Source organism: Vibrio sp. M260112, assembly GCF_036533775.1.
In the GTDB taxonomy this organism is placed as follows: Bacteria; Pseudomonadota; Gammaproteobacteria; order Enterobacterales; family Vibrionaceae; genus Vibrio.
The window spans coordinates 23,408-38,499 of the sequence record NZ_JATABH010000011.1; the positions used below are offsets into that span (position 1 = coordinate 23,408).

Consider the following 15,092-nt stretch of genomic DNA (forward strand, 5'->3'; position numbering starts at 1 on the left):
GAATGAAGTTAGCAAGCCTAAAAAATGGCAGCCGAGATGGCTTATTGGTTGTTGTGAACAAATCACTCACTCATTGTGTCGCGGTGCCAGAAATCGCACAGACAATGCAGCAAGCACTGGATGTCTGGCAGCGTGTTGAGCCACAGTTAAATGAAATGTACATCGCATTGAATAACGGCGAATTGACCAACGAAATGGTTTTCTCGACTCTGCAGTGCGAATCACCGTTACCAAGAGCCTACCAGTGGGCAGATGGCTCAGCCTATGTCAATCATGTTGAATTGGTGCGTAAGGCGCGTGGCGCGGAAATGCCGCCAAGTTTCTGGACCGATCCTCTAATGTATCAGGGTGGGTCGGATGCCTTTATTGGCCCGTGTGATGATATTCCGGTCGTTGATGAAGCATGGGGCATCGATTTTGAAGGTGAGGTTGCCGTTATCACCGGTGATGTACCAATGGGAGTCAGTGTTGAAGAGGCTGCTCAGTCAATCAAACTTGTCATGCTCGTCAATGATGTTTCATTACGCGGTTTGATTCCAAACGAGTTAGCAAAAGGATTTGGTTTCTTCCAATCTAAACCTTCGTCTGTTTTTTCTCCGGTTGCGGTCACACCTGATGAATTGGGCAGTGACTGGGATGGTGGCAAGGTCAATCTGCCACTATTAAGTTTTTACAACAATGAGCCGTTTGGATGCCCTAACGCCGGTGTGGATATGACATTTGAGTTTCCACAGCTCATTGCGCATGCTGCTATGAGTCGTCCACTGTCTGCCGGTGCGATTATCGGTTCGGGGACGGTGTCAAACAAACAGGGGACAGAACATGGTACCGCGATTGCCGAAGGTGGTGTGGGTTACTCGTGCATTGCAGAAGTGCGAATGATAGAGACGATTCGTGATGGTTCACCTTCTACAGGGTTCATGCAGTTTGGTGACCGGATCAAAATAGAAATGCTTGATAACGATGGGCACTCGATTTTTGGTGCAATTGACCAACAAGTGGTTAAGTATGGGTGATCGTATTTTATATGGTTACTGGCGCTCATCTGCGGCCTATCGAGTCCGAATTGCCCTCAATCTTAAGGGGCTCGACTATCAGCAGCGATCCATTCATTTGATTAAAAATGGTGGAGAACAGCACTCGACCGATTTTAAGCGTCTCAACCCCAATCAATTGGTACCCGTTTTGATCGATGGTGAGATGCGGCTTAATCAGTCCTTAGCGATTATCGACTATCTCGATGAGACCTATCCGGAAGTGTTGTTGACGCCAACGGACCGAGCATTACGTTATCAGGTTAAGGCAATGGCTCATGATATTGCGATTGATGTTCATCCGCTCAATAACTTGCGCGTTTTACAGTATCTTTCTCAAACACTCAACGTCACGGACGAAGAGAAATCATCATGGTATGCCCATTGGATAATGAAAGGGTTTGATGCTCTAGAGCAGAGGCTAAAACTGACACGAGGGCGCTACTGTGTCGGAGACGATGTTAGCTTGGTTGATGTCTGTCTCGTTCCACAGGTTTACAATGCCAAGCGGTTTAAGGTTGATCTCTCCGCGTATCCGAACATTACTCAAGTGACGGCGTCACTTAATAAGCTTGCGGCGTTTGAACAAGCCGCTCCTGAGTCACAATCGGATGCAGATTAGCCGCCAGTTACTGAGAGACTAAAAATACAAAAGCCACCGTCATTCGGTGGCTTATTTACATCGCTGGAGACACAATGCTGATTAGCGTAGAGCGCTAAGTTGTCGCTCTCTATGCTGTAACTCTTCAATGTTAAACTGACGAACATCAAGAGTCGCTAGGTCATTGCACTCTTTACATGAATGGTGACATTTTCCGTCGACGTAATCATGTTTGGTTAGCATGTTTGGTTTCTTACACCAGTCGCACACGCCTTCAATAGTAAACATATACTCTCCCCACCTTAATTTTTTTAGGTGCTATTTTCGCCGTGGAGTATGACACAAACTACGCGGTTTGGTTAAGCATTTGTTACGTGTATTGGGAAGGAGATCGATTGCGCAGCCTTGTGTTTTAAACGCTGAAAAGGTAAGTGAAATATTTTAAAATTGAAATGTAACTATTTATTAACACTTGAAAGAATTATTTTCAACGCTTGATTCAAACGCTTCATTTCTTCTTCACTGCCTTTGAGATCTGGGTGGTAGATTTTACACAGTTGCTTGTATCTTAACTTGATCTCTTTTTCGGCGGGTATCTTGCTTGGGTTAAAGCCAAAAAGGGCACACGCTAGCGTTAGGGGCTTCTCACTGTGACTCTCTGTGACTACCGGCTTGGTATTTTCTTGCTGTTTTTTGATATGGCGATACATGACTTCCATTTGTCGTTTTTGCTGCTTGAGAATATCTTCCTTGCGCTTGAGTTCTCGTTCAAGTTTGAGCTGCTGTTGTTGCGTGTCTGACTCGGTGGTATTGGCGGCCTTTCGGAGCGTTTGGTTCTTTCGCAATAGCCAGCCGACAAGAGTGAGACTCACCAATAGCAATGCGGATAGAGCATATACCAGACTGTTTGCCGCTTGTTGGCTTTGCGATACAGACTTTGCTGTTGGACTCAATTCGATTTCTTGGTGATCAAATGCCACTTCAAGCTGATCAATAGCGGCCACTTGTTTCGCTCTTCGGGCATTAAATTGCTCTTCTAGAATACGAGCATAGGCGTTTTCTGCGTTGGGATCGTTCTTCGCGGCTTCGAGGTACCAGATCTCAGCAAGGTCCAAATTATTGGGTGGCTGCTGCAAGTTTTCGTATAGCTCACCGAGAAGACGAGGCGCTTGGGGATCTCCCTCAAACGCGGCTTTGTTCAACCAAAAAATCGCTTTTTCAACATCGGGGTTCGTTCCAACACCGTTGAGGTAAGCACGCCCTAGATAAATCGCCGCAGATGAGTTGCCACTTTCGGCCGCTTGCTGATACCAATAAAATGCCTCTGAGTCTGAGCGTTCGATACCATTGCCTTGGCTATACATCTCAGCCAGCTCAAGCTGAGCGTGGACATTGTTGTTTTGGGCACTTTTGATCAGCTCTTCTACCGTTTGGGCATAGCTAAAGGCGGACAACGCTAGCAGTAGAAGGGGAAGGATGCGCAAATTAACCTCTGGACATGATTGGCAAGCAGGCAGTATTTACTAAGTATATCAATTACTCAGTAAAAATTGATAACAATTGAACATATTTGAGGTGATGGATATAAAATTGGCTTCCGGAGAAGCCAATAGAAATGGTCACGTTGAGAAAGGCAGATTACTTAAGAGGTAGGATCTGGATTTCTACACGGCGGTTACAAGCTCGGCCTTCCGCGGTGCTATTTGAACACAGAGGGTAGCGCTCACCATTACCACGTGCGACTGCACGACCTGCAGCAACACCTTGAGATACTAGGTAAGAGCGAACAGATTCAGCGCGACGTTCAGATAGAACTTGGTTTGTGGTGTCACTACCGGTGCTGTCTGTATGGCCGTCAATTACTAAGCTTGTATCTGGGTATTCAACAAGAATTTGTGCAACGCCGCGTAGCGTGTTGTGGATGCTTGGGTCTAGTTGGTAAGAGCTCGACTGGAAGCCAATGCCGTTTTCAAGGCGAAGCAGAAGTTGGTTCTCACCAACACGTTCAACTTGAACACCAGAATTGAGAAGCTGTTTGCGTAGTGCGGCTTCTTGCTGGTCGAAGTAGTAGCCCACACCACCACCCACTGCTGCACCACCCGCAGCGCCAATGAGCGCATGTTTACGACGTTCTTTTGCATCATCGCCGGTCGCTAGACCAACTGCTGCGCCTGCGATGGCACCAATCAATGCCCCTTTGGTCGCAGAGTTAGTCTCTGATTCACCGGTAGTGGCATTTTGGCGTTGCGTTACCTGACAGCCAGAAAGTGCGATTGCTACTGCTAGAGCAAGTGTGATTTTTTTCACGATAACATCTCCGTGTATCATTATATTTTAAGCCAGACTCATGTCCGGTTTTTGGATGACAGTGAATAAACCTGATGGCCTTTATTATGTCAATTTTATCTAGCTTATTTGACCAAAGATTAACGGTAGCTGAACGAAGATTGCACTATCTGAGCATTTTGGGCGCTTGTGCACCATCGATAGGGCGGTTTACAGAAACGGTGCGACCTTTCTTCAGACCAACTTCATAATCTTCAGTCAAGTTCTTCATCGCCTCTCTTAATTGCTGCTTAAACGTTTCGCGATCGATGTTTTTAAACTCTTTGTCGATGTAGTCGTCGATCTTCTTCGCTGATTCTTCATCTGGACTGATGATAGGCAGCTTTTCCAGAGCGCCTTCTACCCAGCCTGATAAGAATGAGTTAACTCGGCGAGTGACTTCACTGGCGGGTGTCCCTGTTCCTGCAAAACCATTACGGAAGCGGCCAGTTTGTTCGTTCATCTCTCGATAAATAATATCAAATGCGAAGGCAGCAAAGATAGCGCGGTCAGCTTCACCGATAAACTCTACACGTTTGAGGCCTTTATGATTAAGTAGTACTGCTTCGACACCAAACTTAGTGTTGATGCCACGAATGATGCGTAACAAGTTTGAAGTGACACTGGTTGGAAGTAAGTGGGTCGATTGTGTTTTGCCCATTTTGATAAACTCGATATCGTCCTTATCGAGGCCATATTTGAGCATTAGACGATGAGCCATTTTGATCGCATTGGCTGCTTCGTTGACGTTGGCAGAGTTACCAAGCTCTAAACATTTGGCAATTTTTTTGAGGGCTTTTTGCTTATCCATCGACCACTTTACGTTTCACTCATTTAGAAAAGTCGAACATTTTAACGTTTTCTGAGTAAAAACGGAAATACGTTGTAGTTATAAACGTTGTGAGGTGGGGGATGTGCAACCACGCCACCGTTATCCGGTGCGTGGTTGAGTAGGGTCAAAGTGAGGTCGTGAAGTTAGATTCCTAGCTCATCGAGTAAGTCATTCGCATTGCTTGATTGATTAGAAGCCGCTTTGCTCTCTTGACTCGCTTTCATCTTAAGCTGTGTTTGTTCTAGGATCGTATCTGGACATTCATCCTCAGCGACGTCAAATTCTTCAAGTTGAATGAACTCAGTTTTGTCCATTGCTAGCTCTAAGTAAAAAATGTTGCCCTGCTCAGTTGAGAAGGTAACACGGCGTGCTTGTGGGCGATCAAGATTGGTATCGACAGACAAATTCACTTGCTTGTTTAAAGAGAGCATCTTTGGCTGGTTTTGAGTAATGTGTGTTTGCAGGTCTTTGCGTACTTGGTTGGTAAAGTGACCAACCAGTTGGTTCATCAATTCACCCAGAACATCTGCCACTTCATCTGAGGTATGCAGCACAGCAAGTTCTTCGTCGGGCATTCCCATGTTTCGCATATAGTTTGTGTAGACTTCGAGTGCCGCTTTTGCAGTGAAGTTAATCACGACTAACCCTGAGAACCCTCCGTCAAACAGTACAAAACAGCCAAAGTCAGGTTTAAGGCTGGTCTTGGTAATTTTCTGCACCATTGCAGAGTAGGTAACATTTGAGCTCGTTGCAGAAGTTAGAACACCTGAAACGGACTGACATAACTTTAATAGAATGTCTTCGGTGGTGACGATTTTATTTTTTTTCATGGATGATTCGCTCATAGAAACACTTTAAATTGGATTGATTATTTATAAGTGTGGGAAAAAAATGCGATAACTTCCATTCTGACATTGCATTTCTGTTTTGATCACCCTTTTAAATGTTGTAAAGTGACCTGATTCAAATAATAGTTTTTTACACTTTAGCGAACCCAGTGCTGATAGGATCGGCGTCGTAGGGGGCAGGAAGCAAATGTTACCAAGATTAGATTCTCAATCGGATGTGGATCCGATCGTACTCACCTTTCTCGAACAACTCAAAGCGAATGGTTTTAGTGGCGATATTGAAAGTCAGTATTCAAGTCGATTAGCCGTATCTACCGATAACAGTGTTTATCAGCAGTTACCTCAGGCAGTTGTTCATCCTAAAACAACTCAAGACGTTGCGTTAATTGGTAAGTTAGCCATTCAGTCTCAATATGAACGAGTCACCTTTTCTCCGCGTGGTGGTGGTACAGGCACCAATGGTCAATCCTTGACGAAGGGGATTGTGGTGGATTTGTCTCGCCATATGAATAAGGTACTGGAGATTAACGAAGCGGAAGGCTGGGTTCGCGTACAAACAGGTGTTGTTAAAGACCAACTGAATGATGCTGTACGCCCTTATGGATACTTTTTCTCTCCAGACTTATCAACCAGTAACCGAGCCACACTAGGCGGTATGATTAACACCGACGCTTCAGGTCAGGGTTCTCTTAAATACGGCAAAACGTCTGATCATGTGTTGTCTGTGCAAGCCGTATTTGCAGACGGTTCATGTTTGGAGTCGGATCTGTCACATGGCATGCCTACAGAAGGTGAGTATGCCTATGAGGCTTACAACACGACGGAGCGAATTTGTCGTGAAAAACGCCAGCAGATAGAAGCTAAATTTCCTCCGCTGAACCGCTTCCTAACCGGCTATGACCTTAAGAACGCACTGGATACTGATACAGACCAGTTTAACTTTACTCGCGTTCTGTGTGGCGCTGAGGGCTCATTAGCTTTTATCACAGAAGCCAAGCTTAACCTGACGCCAATTCCTAAAGCGCGCACTCTAGTCAACATCAAGTATAGCAGCTTCGATTCCGCGTTACGTAACGCGCCGTTGATGGTCGAAGCCAAGGCGCTTTCGGTCGAGACGGTTGACTCGCGAGTTCTTAATCTGGCTAAACAAGATATTGTTTGGCATACCGTTAGTGATCTATTGACGGATGTTCCTGGCAAAGACATGCAGGGCATCAACATGGTTGAGTTCGCAGGGCAAGATGTTGAGGAAGTTGAGCAACAGGTGAAGGCCTTATGTCAACGACTCGATGACATGCTTGCGAATGAAGAAGCGGGCATTATTGGCTATCAAGTGTGTGATGATGTGGCGAGTATTGGTCGTATCTACAACATGCGTAAAAAAGCGGTTGGCCTACTTGGTGCGGCGAAAGGAAGAGCAAAACCAGTCGCCTTTGCTGAAGATACCTGTGTGCCACCAGAAAATCTTGCGGACTTTATCGGTGAGTTTCGCGAATTGCTCGATGCCAAGTCTCTGAATTACGGCATGTTTGGTCACGTTGACGCTGGTGTGTTGCACGTTCGACCAGCGCTGGATTTGTGCGATCCGAAGCAAGAAGCATTGATGCATCAAGTCTCTGACGAAGTCGTCAAGCTGGTGGCTAAGTATGGTGGTTTGATGTGGGGTGAGCACGGTAAAGGTTATCGCTCTGAATACGGACCAGAATTCTTCGGTGAAGAATTGTTTGCTGAGCTGCGCCGTGTCAAAGCGGCTTGTGACCCACACAATAAGATGAACCCGGGCAAAATCTGTACTCCGATTGACAGCAATGAAGAGCTGGTTAAGGTGACGGATGTTAAGCGTGGTTACTTCGATCGCCAGATCGACGTAGAGGTACGAGATAGCTTCAAACAAGCGATGGAATGTAACGGGAACGGGTTATGCTTCAATTACGATACCTCATCGCCGATGTGTCCTTCTATGAAAGTAACCGCGGATCGTCGCTATTCACCTAAAGGTCGTGCGGGAATGGTGCGAGAGTGGTTGCGACAGCTAACAGAGCAAGGGGTTGATATTCTTGATCTCGAAAAGCAGACCCTAGAAGATAACTCAACCATCAAGACGATGATTGAAAGGGTGCGCAACACTCTCAATAAGCGTCATGAGTATGATTTCTCTCATGAAGTTTATGAAGCGATGAATGGATGTCTCGCGTGTAAAGCGTGTGCCAGTCAATGCCCAATCAAGGTTGATGTACCTAGCTTCCGCTCACGCTTCCTAAATATTTACTACTCTCGTTACCAGCGTCCAGTGAAGGATTACCTAGTTGCGAACATCGAAACCATGTTGCCCGTTTTGGCTAAAGCGCCAAAGCTGGTCAATGGCGCGCTGAAACAGCAGTGGGTTCAAGACTTAGCCGCTAAATCAGTCGGCTATGTTGATTCGCCGCTCTTGTCTGTTCCTACTCTGGCTCAGCGCACATCGGCACTCAAAGCTTTTGACCTTCAACAACTTGCCGCGATGTCCAAAGAGGATAAAGCAAACCACGTTGTTATCGTTCAAGACCCATTTACCAGTTATTACGACGCGCAAGTGGTCGAAGATTTTGCTTCATTGGTCGCGAAACTTGGCAAGACACCAGTGCTATTGCCGTTTAAACCAAATGGTAAAGCACAGCACGTTAAAGGTTTCCTTAAACGTTTCGCGCAGAGTGCTTCGAACACCGCAGCGTTTCTTCAGCAAGTGGCGGATGTTGGCGTACCACTCGTGGGTGTCGATCCGGCGTTAGTTCTTTGCTATCGAGATGAATATCAGGAGGTGTTGGGTGATCAGCGAGGTGATTTCCAAGTACTGACGGTTCACGAATGGTTAGAACCAAAACTGGTTGAATTTGAACAACGTCCGGCGAGTGAAGAGCAACCGTGGTATCTGTTTGCTCATTGTACTGAAAAAACAAAAATGCCTAACGCTGAAAAAGAGTGGGGAGCTATTTTTGCTCACTTCGGCGCCAAGTTAAACACTGTGGCGGTTGGATGTTGTGGTATGGCTGGTACGTTCGGCCATGAGGTCGACAAGCTGCAAATGTCGAAAGATATCTATGGCTTAAGTTGGAAACCCCGTTTGCAGGATTTGCCAAAAGATCGCTGTCTGATCACGGGTTACTCATGCCGCAGTCAGGTTAAGCGATTTGAACAGGTCAAAACGCAGCATCCTTTGCAAGCTCTGTTGCAGATTGTTTAAATCGAATAGCTCAGCGTCAAACGCTGAGCTATTTTTATTCTATACGATCTTATCTCTAGGGAGATTCCATGGACAAATTGGAACGTAAAATTCCACCTGTCGCACTGTTTGTACTGTTTATTGTCGCGAGTAACCAGTTGAGTCATGAATTTCTCACTTTTCAGGTAAACCTTCCACTCGGTGGCTTGCTGTTTGCTCTCTGCTTTGTCGTGGCTGGGTTTGTTGGTTTAGCGGGAATTTACGAGTTTCGCCGTGCTCAGACAACCGTAAGCCCGATAAAGGTCGACGATGCATCGACGGTTGTGGACTCTGGTATTTATTCTTACACGCGCAACCCAATGTATTTAGGGTTGTTTGTACTGCTGTTTGGTTATGCATATTGGCAACAAAATCTGCTAGCGATCGTGTTTAGCTTCGGCTTTATTGTGTACATGAATCGCTTTCAAATCTTGCCCGAAGAGAGAGCGCTAGAAGCGCTGTTTGGTTCACAGTATCTGGACTACAAGCAACGAGTAAGGCGTTGGATATAAAGGTTTGTTTGCCGTAAAAACGATAAAGCCCCTACTTATACAAGTAGGGGCTTTGTTTTTAACCCTTAGTCCTTACGCAATACTTGGTAGAATCGCTTCTGGCATTAGGTGATTGTGAACCGCCATCATAAGCAGTGAGTTTGCTGCTTCAATATCTGGAGCGAAGTAGCGATCTTTATCGTAGAAGCTAACTTTCTCACGTAGGATCTGTTTCGCCTCCTCAATTCTCGCTGATGACTTGTTTGGTGCGCGGAAATCTAATCCTTGCGCAGCTGATAAGTATTCAACCGCTAAGATACCACGTGTATTTTCGGCCATATCGCGTAGGCGACGACCAGCAAATGTCGCCATAGAAACATGGTCTTCTTGGTTAGCTGATGTCGGCAAACTGTCTACTGAAGCAGGGTGAGCCAAGGTTTTGTTTTCGCTTGCAAGCGCCGCAGAAGTGACTTGAGCAATCATAAAACCAGAGTTAACCCCGCCATTGTCAACAAGGAATGGTGGCAGTTTACTCAAAGCGCTGTCGATGAGCAGCGCCATGCGACGCTCAGATAGGCTGCCGATCTCTGCAATCGCTAGAGCGAGGTTATCGGCTGCCATCGCGACAGGTTCTGCGTGGAAGTTACCACCCGAAATAATGTCACCGTCATCTGCGAATACCAACGGGTTATCCGATACAGAGTTCGCCTCAGTCTGAAGAATATCTGCTGAATTACGGATCTGCTGTAAACATGCGCCCATAACTTGTGGCTGACAACGTAATGAGTAGGGATCTTGTACCTTTTCGCAGCAAGTATGCGATTCACCTATCTCACTCGTGTTGTCAAGCAGATGGCGGTATGCCGTTGCTGCGTCCATCTGGCCACGATGACCACGTACGCGGTGGATTCGTGGATCAAATGGACGACGACTTCCGAGTGCCGCTTCAACAGACATAGCCCCACACACAGTGGCTGAGGCGAAAAGGTCTTCTGCCGCAAACAGGCCTTCAAGTGCAAATGCTGTTGATGCCTGAGTGCCGTTGAGCAGGGCAAGACCTTCTTTCGGTGCAAGAGTAATCGGCTCTAGACCTGCAATTTTCAATGCTTCGATACCAGAGATGATCTTGCCGTTGTGACGAGCTTGCCCTTCACCTAACAAGACGGTGCTCATGTGCGCTAGGGGAGCAAGGTCACCAGAAGCACCAACCGAGCCTTTTTGCGGTACACATGGATAGACTTGAGAGTTGACCAAGTCAATTAGCGCCTGGATGACTTTAAGGCGGATACCCGAGTAGCCACGTGAAAGGCTGTTGATCTTAAGAACCATCATCAAACGAACGGTTTCGTCAGACATAAACTCACCGATGCCAGCGGCATGTGAAAGCACGATACTTTTTTGTAGTGTTTCCAAGTCTTCCGGAGCGATGCGTGTGTTCGCCAGTAGGCCAAAACCTGTATTGATACCGTAAACAGTGCGATCTTCCGCAATCACCTGTTCTACCACTTTGGTACTCTCGTCTATGGCAGGGATTGCCTCTGGGTCAAGAGTCAGGTTGATTGGTGAACGGCTGATTTTACGTAGCACTGGTAGGCTAAGTTGTCCCGGCTTAAGCGTTAGATTCAACATCTTCATCATCCTTATTTAAGCTTCTTTAGTTCTTCGTTAAGCATTGGCAAATCAAGCCCTTGATCGGCGGCACATTGTTTTGCAATCTCGTAACCCGCGTCTGCATGGCGCATTACGCCCGTTGCAGGGTCGTTGTGCAATACGCGTGCGATACGCTCTGATGCGTCCTGACTGCCGTCACAACAGATCACCATGCCTGAGTGTTGAGAGAAGCCCATACCAACCCCACCACCGTGATGAAGTGAAACCCAAGTGGCTCCCCCAGCAGTGTTTAGCAGAGCGTTAAGCAGTGGCCAATCCGACACCGCGTCTGAACCGTCCATCATGCCTTCTGTTTCACGGTTCGGACTCGCTACTGAACCAGAGTCTAGATGGTCGCGGCCAATGACGATAGGGGCTTTAAGTTCGCCATTCTTAACCATTTCATTGAATGCTTGACCTAGACGCTCACGATCTTTCAGACCTACCCAACAAATTCGTGCCGGGAGACCTTGGAACTGAATACGTTCTCTCGCCATATCGAGCCAGTTGTGAAGATGAGGATTATCTGGGATCAACTCTTTTACTTTTTGATCTGTTTTGTAGATATCGTCTGGATCACCAGAAAGCGCTGCCCAACGGAAAGGACCAATACCTTCACAGAATAGAGGGCGAATATATGCCGGTACGAAACCAGGGAAATCAAAGGCATTCTCTACTCCTTTTTCCAATGCCATTTGGCGGATATTGTTGCCGTAGTCGAGTGTTGCGGCGCCGCGTTCTTGAAGCGTCAACATCGCTTTAACTTGAATCGCCATTGATTCTTTGGCTGCGTTGACCACGGCGGCTTCATCTTTTAGACGCATTACAGCAGCATGTTCCATAGACCAACCAATCGGCAAGTAGCCATTCAACGGATCGTGAGCAGAGGTTTGGTCAGTAACAACATCTGGCGTGATGTTACGTTCAACCAACTCAGGGAAGATGTCGGCAGCGTTGCCTAGTAGACCGACTGATACAGGGGTATCCGACTCATAGATGATAGCAAGTGCTTCATCGAGACTTGTTGCCTTTTTATCAACGTAACCAGTACGCAGACGGTAGTCGATACGTGACTCGTCACATTCCACGGCAATCATTGAGAAACCTGCCATAGTCGCAGCTAGAGGTTGAGCACCACCCATACCGCCAAGACCACCAGTCAGAACCCAGCGACCCTTTGCGTTACCGTCAAAGTGTTTTTTCGCAACGGCGACAAAAGTCTCATAAGTACCTTGAACAATACCTTGTGAACCGATGTAGATCCAACTGCCAGCGGTCATCTGACCGTACATCATCAGACCTTGTTTATCTAGCTCGTTAAAATGCTCCCAGTTCGCCCAATGAGGCACTAAGTTTGAGTTTGCGATTAACACGCGTGGTGCATTTTTATGAGTCGGGAACACGCCGACAGGTTTGCCTGACTGAACGACAAGAGTTTGGTCTTCCTCTAGGCGCTCAAGCACTTCAACGATTTTATCGTAACACTCCCAGTTGCGCGCAGCGCGACCGATACCACCATACACGACTAAAGAATGCGGATGCTCGGCAACGTCTGGATCTAAGTTGTTCATCAGCATGCGAAGCGGGGCTTCTGTTAGCCAAGATTTTGCTCTCAATGTCGTGCCGTGTGGCGCGCGAATCGTTCTATTCGTATCGAGACGCTTATCTTCTACTTGGCGTTCCGTCATGGTAAGACTCCTTGTGGTTCACGTTGTTCAGGCAAAAAGGGGGCTAGGGCGCTTATGCACCGTTAACACTAGCCTCTGCCTGATGGATTATTATTTTTCGGAAAAAGCGTTTGCTATGTCCCAGCAGAGTCGAGCCGCTAGACGTGCTGTCTGGCTGTCGACATCATAAGTTGGGTTGTATTCAGCAATATCCGCTATGACCAGTTTTTGCTTGTAATGCAGAATTCGTTCAATAAATGGCGCGAGCATATCGATACTGACTCCACGCGCTGCTGGCGCACTCACTCCAGGAGCCGTCGCCGCAGGGAAGACGTCCAGATCTATGGTCAGGTAGATGTAGTCACACTTATCGATAAAATGCTGTAACTGAGTTAGGTGATAGACGTGGTTTAAATGAGCGAGGTCTTTATCCTCGACGTACCACACATCCAACTCATCTGCTCGATTAAATAGTGCTTCGGTGTTGCTCGCGCGGCTAACACCTAAGCATGCGTAATGAAACGGCCAATCGTGAGTCGCACAGTAGCGCTGGATTTGATTAAACGGGGTTCCTGAACTCGGCTTAACTTCCGCGTGTTCACTCTCGAAAGCGCGAAGATCAAAGTGAGCGTCGAAGTTGATGATGCCGATTTTTGGTGGTTTGGCTGGGTTTAGAAATTCAAAGTACTTCGCCAGCCCCTGAAATGAAGCCCAAGCGACTTCGTGCCCCCCGCCTAAAGTGATCACAGGCGTTGATTTTAAAGCCGTGGCAATGATGTCAGCACATTGAGCCTGACTTTGCTCGAGTAAGTCGTCATCACAAATGACATTGCCTAAGTCGATTAAGGCACTCTGTTTGTGCCACGCCATATTTGCTAGGGCTCGACGAATGAGATCTGGAGCTTTACGTGCGCCAATACGCCCTTTGTTGCGAGCGACGCCAGCATCACTACAAAAGCCTAACAAGCTTACAGCATCACTACAAAAGCCTAACAAGCTTACAGCATTGTGATACGGCTCGAGCTCATCAACTCTGAGCTGTTTAATCACATGATGAACACGCTTACCGAGTGCGCCATCTTCCGCATCGTGGCGGCCTTGCCAATGAAAATCTTGGTTGGTAACGACATGATTAGACATGATCTAACTCTCCGGCAACAAGACGCGCAGCCAATCTCGGAGCGCCTTGGAAATAGCTAAACTCGGCAGGATGTTCAACATCCCAGATCGCCAAATCCGCATCAAAACCTGGCGCAACTTGACCTCTGCTTTCACCGTAGCCCAGCGCTTGAGCAGCGTTCGCAGTGACGCCACGCAAGGTTTCTTCTGGTGTTAGGCCAAATAGTGTACAGCCCATATTCATCATCATAGTCAAATCTGCAAAAGGTGACGTACCTGGATTCAAATCCGTGGCAATCGCCATCGGCACGTTATGTTGACGAAGGAGCTCGATAGGCGGTAGTTGGGTCTCTTTTAGGAAGTAAAAAGCACCCGGCAGTAAGGTGGCGACCGTGTTTGATTGTGCCAGTGCGGTGACACCTTTCGAGTCGAGAAATTCAATGTGATCAGCAGACAGGCCGCCATACTTGGCAGTTAACTCTGTACCGCCAAGATTGGATAGCTGTTCGGTATGGCCTTTGATTTTTAGGCCATGTTCAATGGCTGTGACAAACACGCGTTCAGTCTGCTTTAGGTTGAACCCAATGGACTCACAAAATACGTCTACACTCGTCGCCAACTTTTCTTCGGCTACTTGAGGAATGATTTCTTGGCAGACGAACTCGATATAGTCGTCCGCACGTCCACTAAATTCAGGCGGCAAGGCATGTGCGGCAAGTAATGTGGTCGTAACACGAATTTTTCGGTGAGCTTCGAGAGCACGCGCAGCACGCAACATTTTGATTTCATCTTCTATCGTCAATCCATAGCCTGACTTCACTTCGACAGACGTCACGCCGCTAGCAATCAGCCCGTCTAAACGAGGCAATGCCAGTTCCGTCAGTTGATCAACACTGGCTGCGCGGGTTGCGCGTACAGTAGACAGAATACCGCCACCTTGTTGAGCGATTTCTTGGTATGGAACGCCTTTGAGACGCTGTTCGAACTCGTCTGCACGGCTACCGGCAAAAACAAGATGAGTGTGACAGTCGATAAATCCCGGCGTGACCAGTTTCCCTTCACAATCAAATGTATTGATCTCAGAAGAGATAGCCGATTCGCTTAACGATAGGATTTGACCTTGTTTGATATGAATATTGCTCAGAGGCGAAATGGCATAGCCACGGCTCCCCTGAGTCATAGTGACTACTTTAGCGTTGGTTAAGATGATTTCATCAACAGAGGACTTCATAGTAATACTCATAATCAAATGTATATACAAATACTGATTCAAGTTTGCTAAATGAT

At 47.1% G+C, this 15,092-nt stretch carries 13 protein-coding genes; 4 read left to right on the forward strand and 9 right to left on the reverse strand.

What is annotated here, in order from left to right:
* Positions 1–2 precede the first annotated feature (2 nt).
* Entirely contained in the window at positions 3–1,016 is a 1,014-nt protein-coding gene (locus QTN95_RS07370; RefSeq protein WP_331416980.1) for a fumarylacetoacetate hydrolase family protein, read from the forward strand.
* Positions 1,009–1,656 (forward strand): maleylacetoacetate isomerase, encoded by a 648-nt coding sequence (maiA, locus tag QTN95_RS07375; RefSeq protein ID WP_331416981.1) that lies wholly within the window; start codon positions 1,009–1,011, stop codon positions 1,654–1,656. Before QTN95_RS07370 ends, maiA begins: the two co-directional genes overlap by 8 nt.
* A gap of 81 nt (positions 1,657–1,737) precedes the next feature.
* Here the strand turns inward: maiA and QTN95_RS07380 are convergent, their stop codons facing one another.
* The 5 genes from QTN95_RS07380 to QTN95_RS07400 form a co-directional block, all read right to left on the reverse strand.
* Complete coding sequence (locus tag QTN95_RS07380; RefSeq protein WP_269376873.1) at positions 1,738–1,923, reverse strand: hypothetical protein; 186 nt, start codon at positions 1,921–1,923, stop codon at positions 1,738–1,740.
* A 170-nt stretch (positions 1,924–2,093) separates the two neighbouring features.
* A complete protein-coding gene (locus QTN95_RS07385) occupies positions 2,094–3,119 on the reverse strand; it encodes a tetratricopeptide repeat protein (RefSeq protein ID WP_331416982.1) in 1,026 nt (341 codons plus the stop codon).
* A gap of 154 nt (positions 3,120–3,273) precedes the next feature.
* Positions 3,274–3,942 carry an OmpA family protein gene (locus QTN95_RS07390; RefSeq protein ID WP_331416983.1) on the reverse strand — a complete coding sequence of 223 codons (669 nt, stop codon included), beginning with the start codon at positions 3,940–3,942 and terminating at the stop codon, positions 3,274–3,276.
* A gap of 145 nt (positions 3,943–4,087) precedes the next feature.
* Positions 4,088–4,771, reverse strand: coding sequence for a DUF2786 domain-containing protein (locus QTN95_RS07395; protein WP_331416984.1), 684 nt, complete (start codon positions 4,769–4,771; stop codon positions 4,088–4,090).
* A 164-nt stretch (positions 4,772–4,935) separates the two neighbouring features.
* Positions 4,936–5,622: a DUF3334 family protein gene (locus QTN95_RS07400; RefSeq protein ID WP_138972244.1), complete on the reverse strand. Its 687-nt coding sequence runs from the start codon at positions 5,620–5,622 to the stop codon at positions 4,936–4,938.
* 205 nt (positions 5,623–5,827) lie between these two features.
* On the opposite strand from QTN95_RS07400, the gene ydiJ reads away from it, so the two are divergent.
* A complete protein-coding gene (gene ydiJ, locus QTN95_RS07405; protein WP_331416985.1) occupies positions 5,828–8,860 on the forward strand; it encodes a D-2-hydroxyglutarate dehydrogenase YdiJ in 3,033 nt (1,010 codons plus the stop codon).
* Positions 8,861–8,928: 68 nt separating this feature from the next.
* Entirely contained in the window at positions 8,929–9,390 is a 462-nt protein-coding gene (locus tag QTN95_RS07410; protein ID WP_331416986.1) for a methyltransferase family protein, read from the forward strand.
* Between the two features lie 72 nt (positions 9,391–9,462).
* Here the strand turns inward: QTN95_RS07410 and hutH are convergent, their stop codons facing one another.
* The 4 genes from hutH to hutI all read right to left on the reverse strand — a co-directional run bounded on the left by hutH (position 9,463) and on the right by hutI (position 15,036).
* The gene (hutH, locus tag QTN95_RS07415; protein ID WP_331416987.1) at positions 9,463–10,998 is read right to left on the reverse strand and encodes a histidine ammonia-lyase; all 1,536 of its coding nucleotides are present in this window, start codon (positions 10,996–10,998) and stop codon (positions 9,463–9,465) included.
* An 11-nt stretch (positions 10,999–11,009) separates the two neighbouring features.
* Entirely contained in the window at positions 11,010–12,707 is a 1,698-nt protein-coding gene (hutU, locus tag QTN95_RS07420; protein WP_331416988.1) for a urocanate hydratase, read from the reverse strand.
* A 90-nt stretch (positions 12,708–12,797) separates the two neighbouring features.
* A complete protein-coding gene (gene hutG / locus QTN95_RS07425) occupies positions 12,798–13,826 on the reverse strand; it encodes a formimidoylglutamase (protein ID WP_331416989.1) in 1,029 nt (342 codons plus the stop codon).
* The gene (gene hutI / locus QTN95_RS07430) at positions 13,819–15,036 is read right to left on the reverse strand and encodes an imidazolonepropionase (protein WP_331416990.1); all 1,218 of its coding nucleotides are present in this window, start codon (positions 15,034–15,036) and stop codon (positions 13,819–13,821) included. Before hutI ends, hutG begins: the two co-directional genes overlap by 8 nt.
* Positions 15,037–15,092: the final 56 nt, after the last annotated feature.

Bases quoted from the DNA above. Each gene is read 5' to 3' on its own strand.
- ydiJ (WP_331416985.1), top strand. From the start codon at position 5,828: ATGTTACCAAGATTAGATTCTCAATCGGATGTGGATCCGATCGTACTC.
- hutI (WP_331416990.1), bottom strand. From the start codon at position 15,036: ATGAAGTCCTCTGTTGATGAAATCATCTTAACCAACGCTAAAGTAGTC.
- QTN95_RS07395 (WP_331416984.1), bottom strand. From the start codon at position 4,771: ATGGATAAGCAAAAAGCCCTCAAAAAAATTGCCAAATGTTTAGAGCTT.
- QTN95_RS07380 (WP_269376873.1), bottom strand. From the start codon at position 1,923: ATGTTTACTATTGAAGGCGTGTGCGACTGGTGTAAGAAACCAAACATG.
- maiA (WP_331416981.1), top strand. From the start codon at position 1,009: ATGGGTGATCGTATTTTATATGGTTACTGGCGCTCATCTGCGGCCTAT.
- hutU (WP_331416988.1), bottom strand. From the start codon at position 12,707: ATGACGGAACGCCAAGTAGAAGATAAGCGTCTCGATACGAATAGAACG.
- hutH (WP_331416987.1), bottom strand. From the start codon at position 10,998: ATGTTGAATCTAACGCTTAAGCCGGGACAACTTAGCCTACCAGTGCTA.
- QTN95_RS07370 (WP_331416980.1), top strand. From the start codon at position 3: ATGAAGTTAGCAAGCCTAAAAAATGGCAGCCGAGATGGCTTATTGGTT.
- hutG (WP_331416989.1), bottom strand. From the start codon at position 13,826: ATGTCTAATCATGTCGTTACCAACCAAGATTTTCATTGGCAAGGCCGC.
- QTN95_RS07400 (WP_138972244.1), bottom strand. From the start codon at position 5,622: ATGAAAAAAAATAAAATCGTCACCACCGAAGACATTCTATTAAAGTTA.
- QTN95_RS07410 (WP_331416986.1), top strand. From the start codon at position 8,929: ATGGACAAATTGGAACGTAAAATTCCACCTGTCGCACTGTTTGTACTG.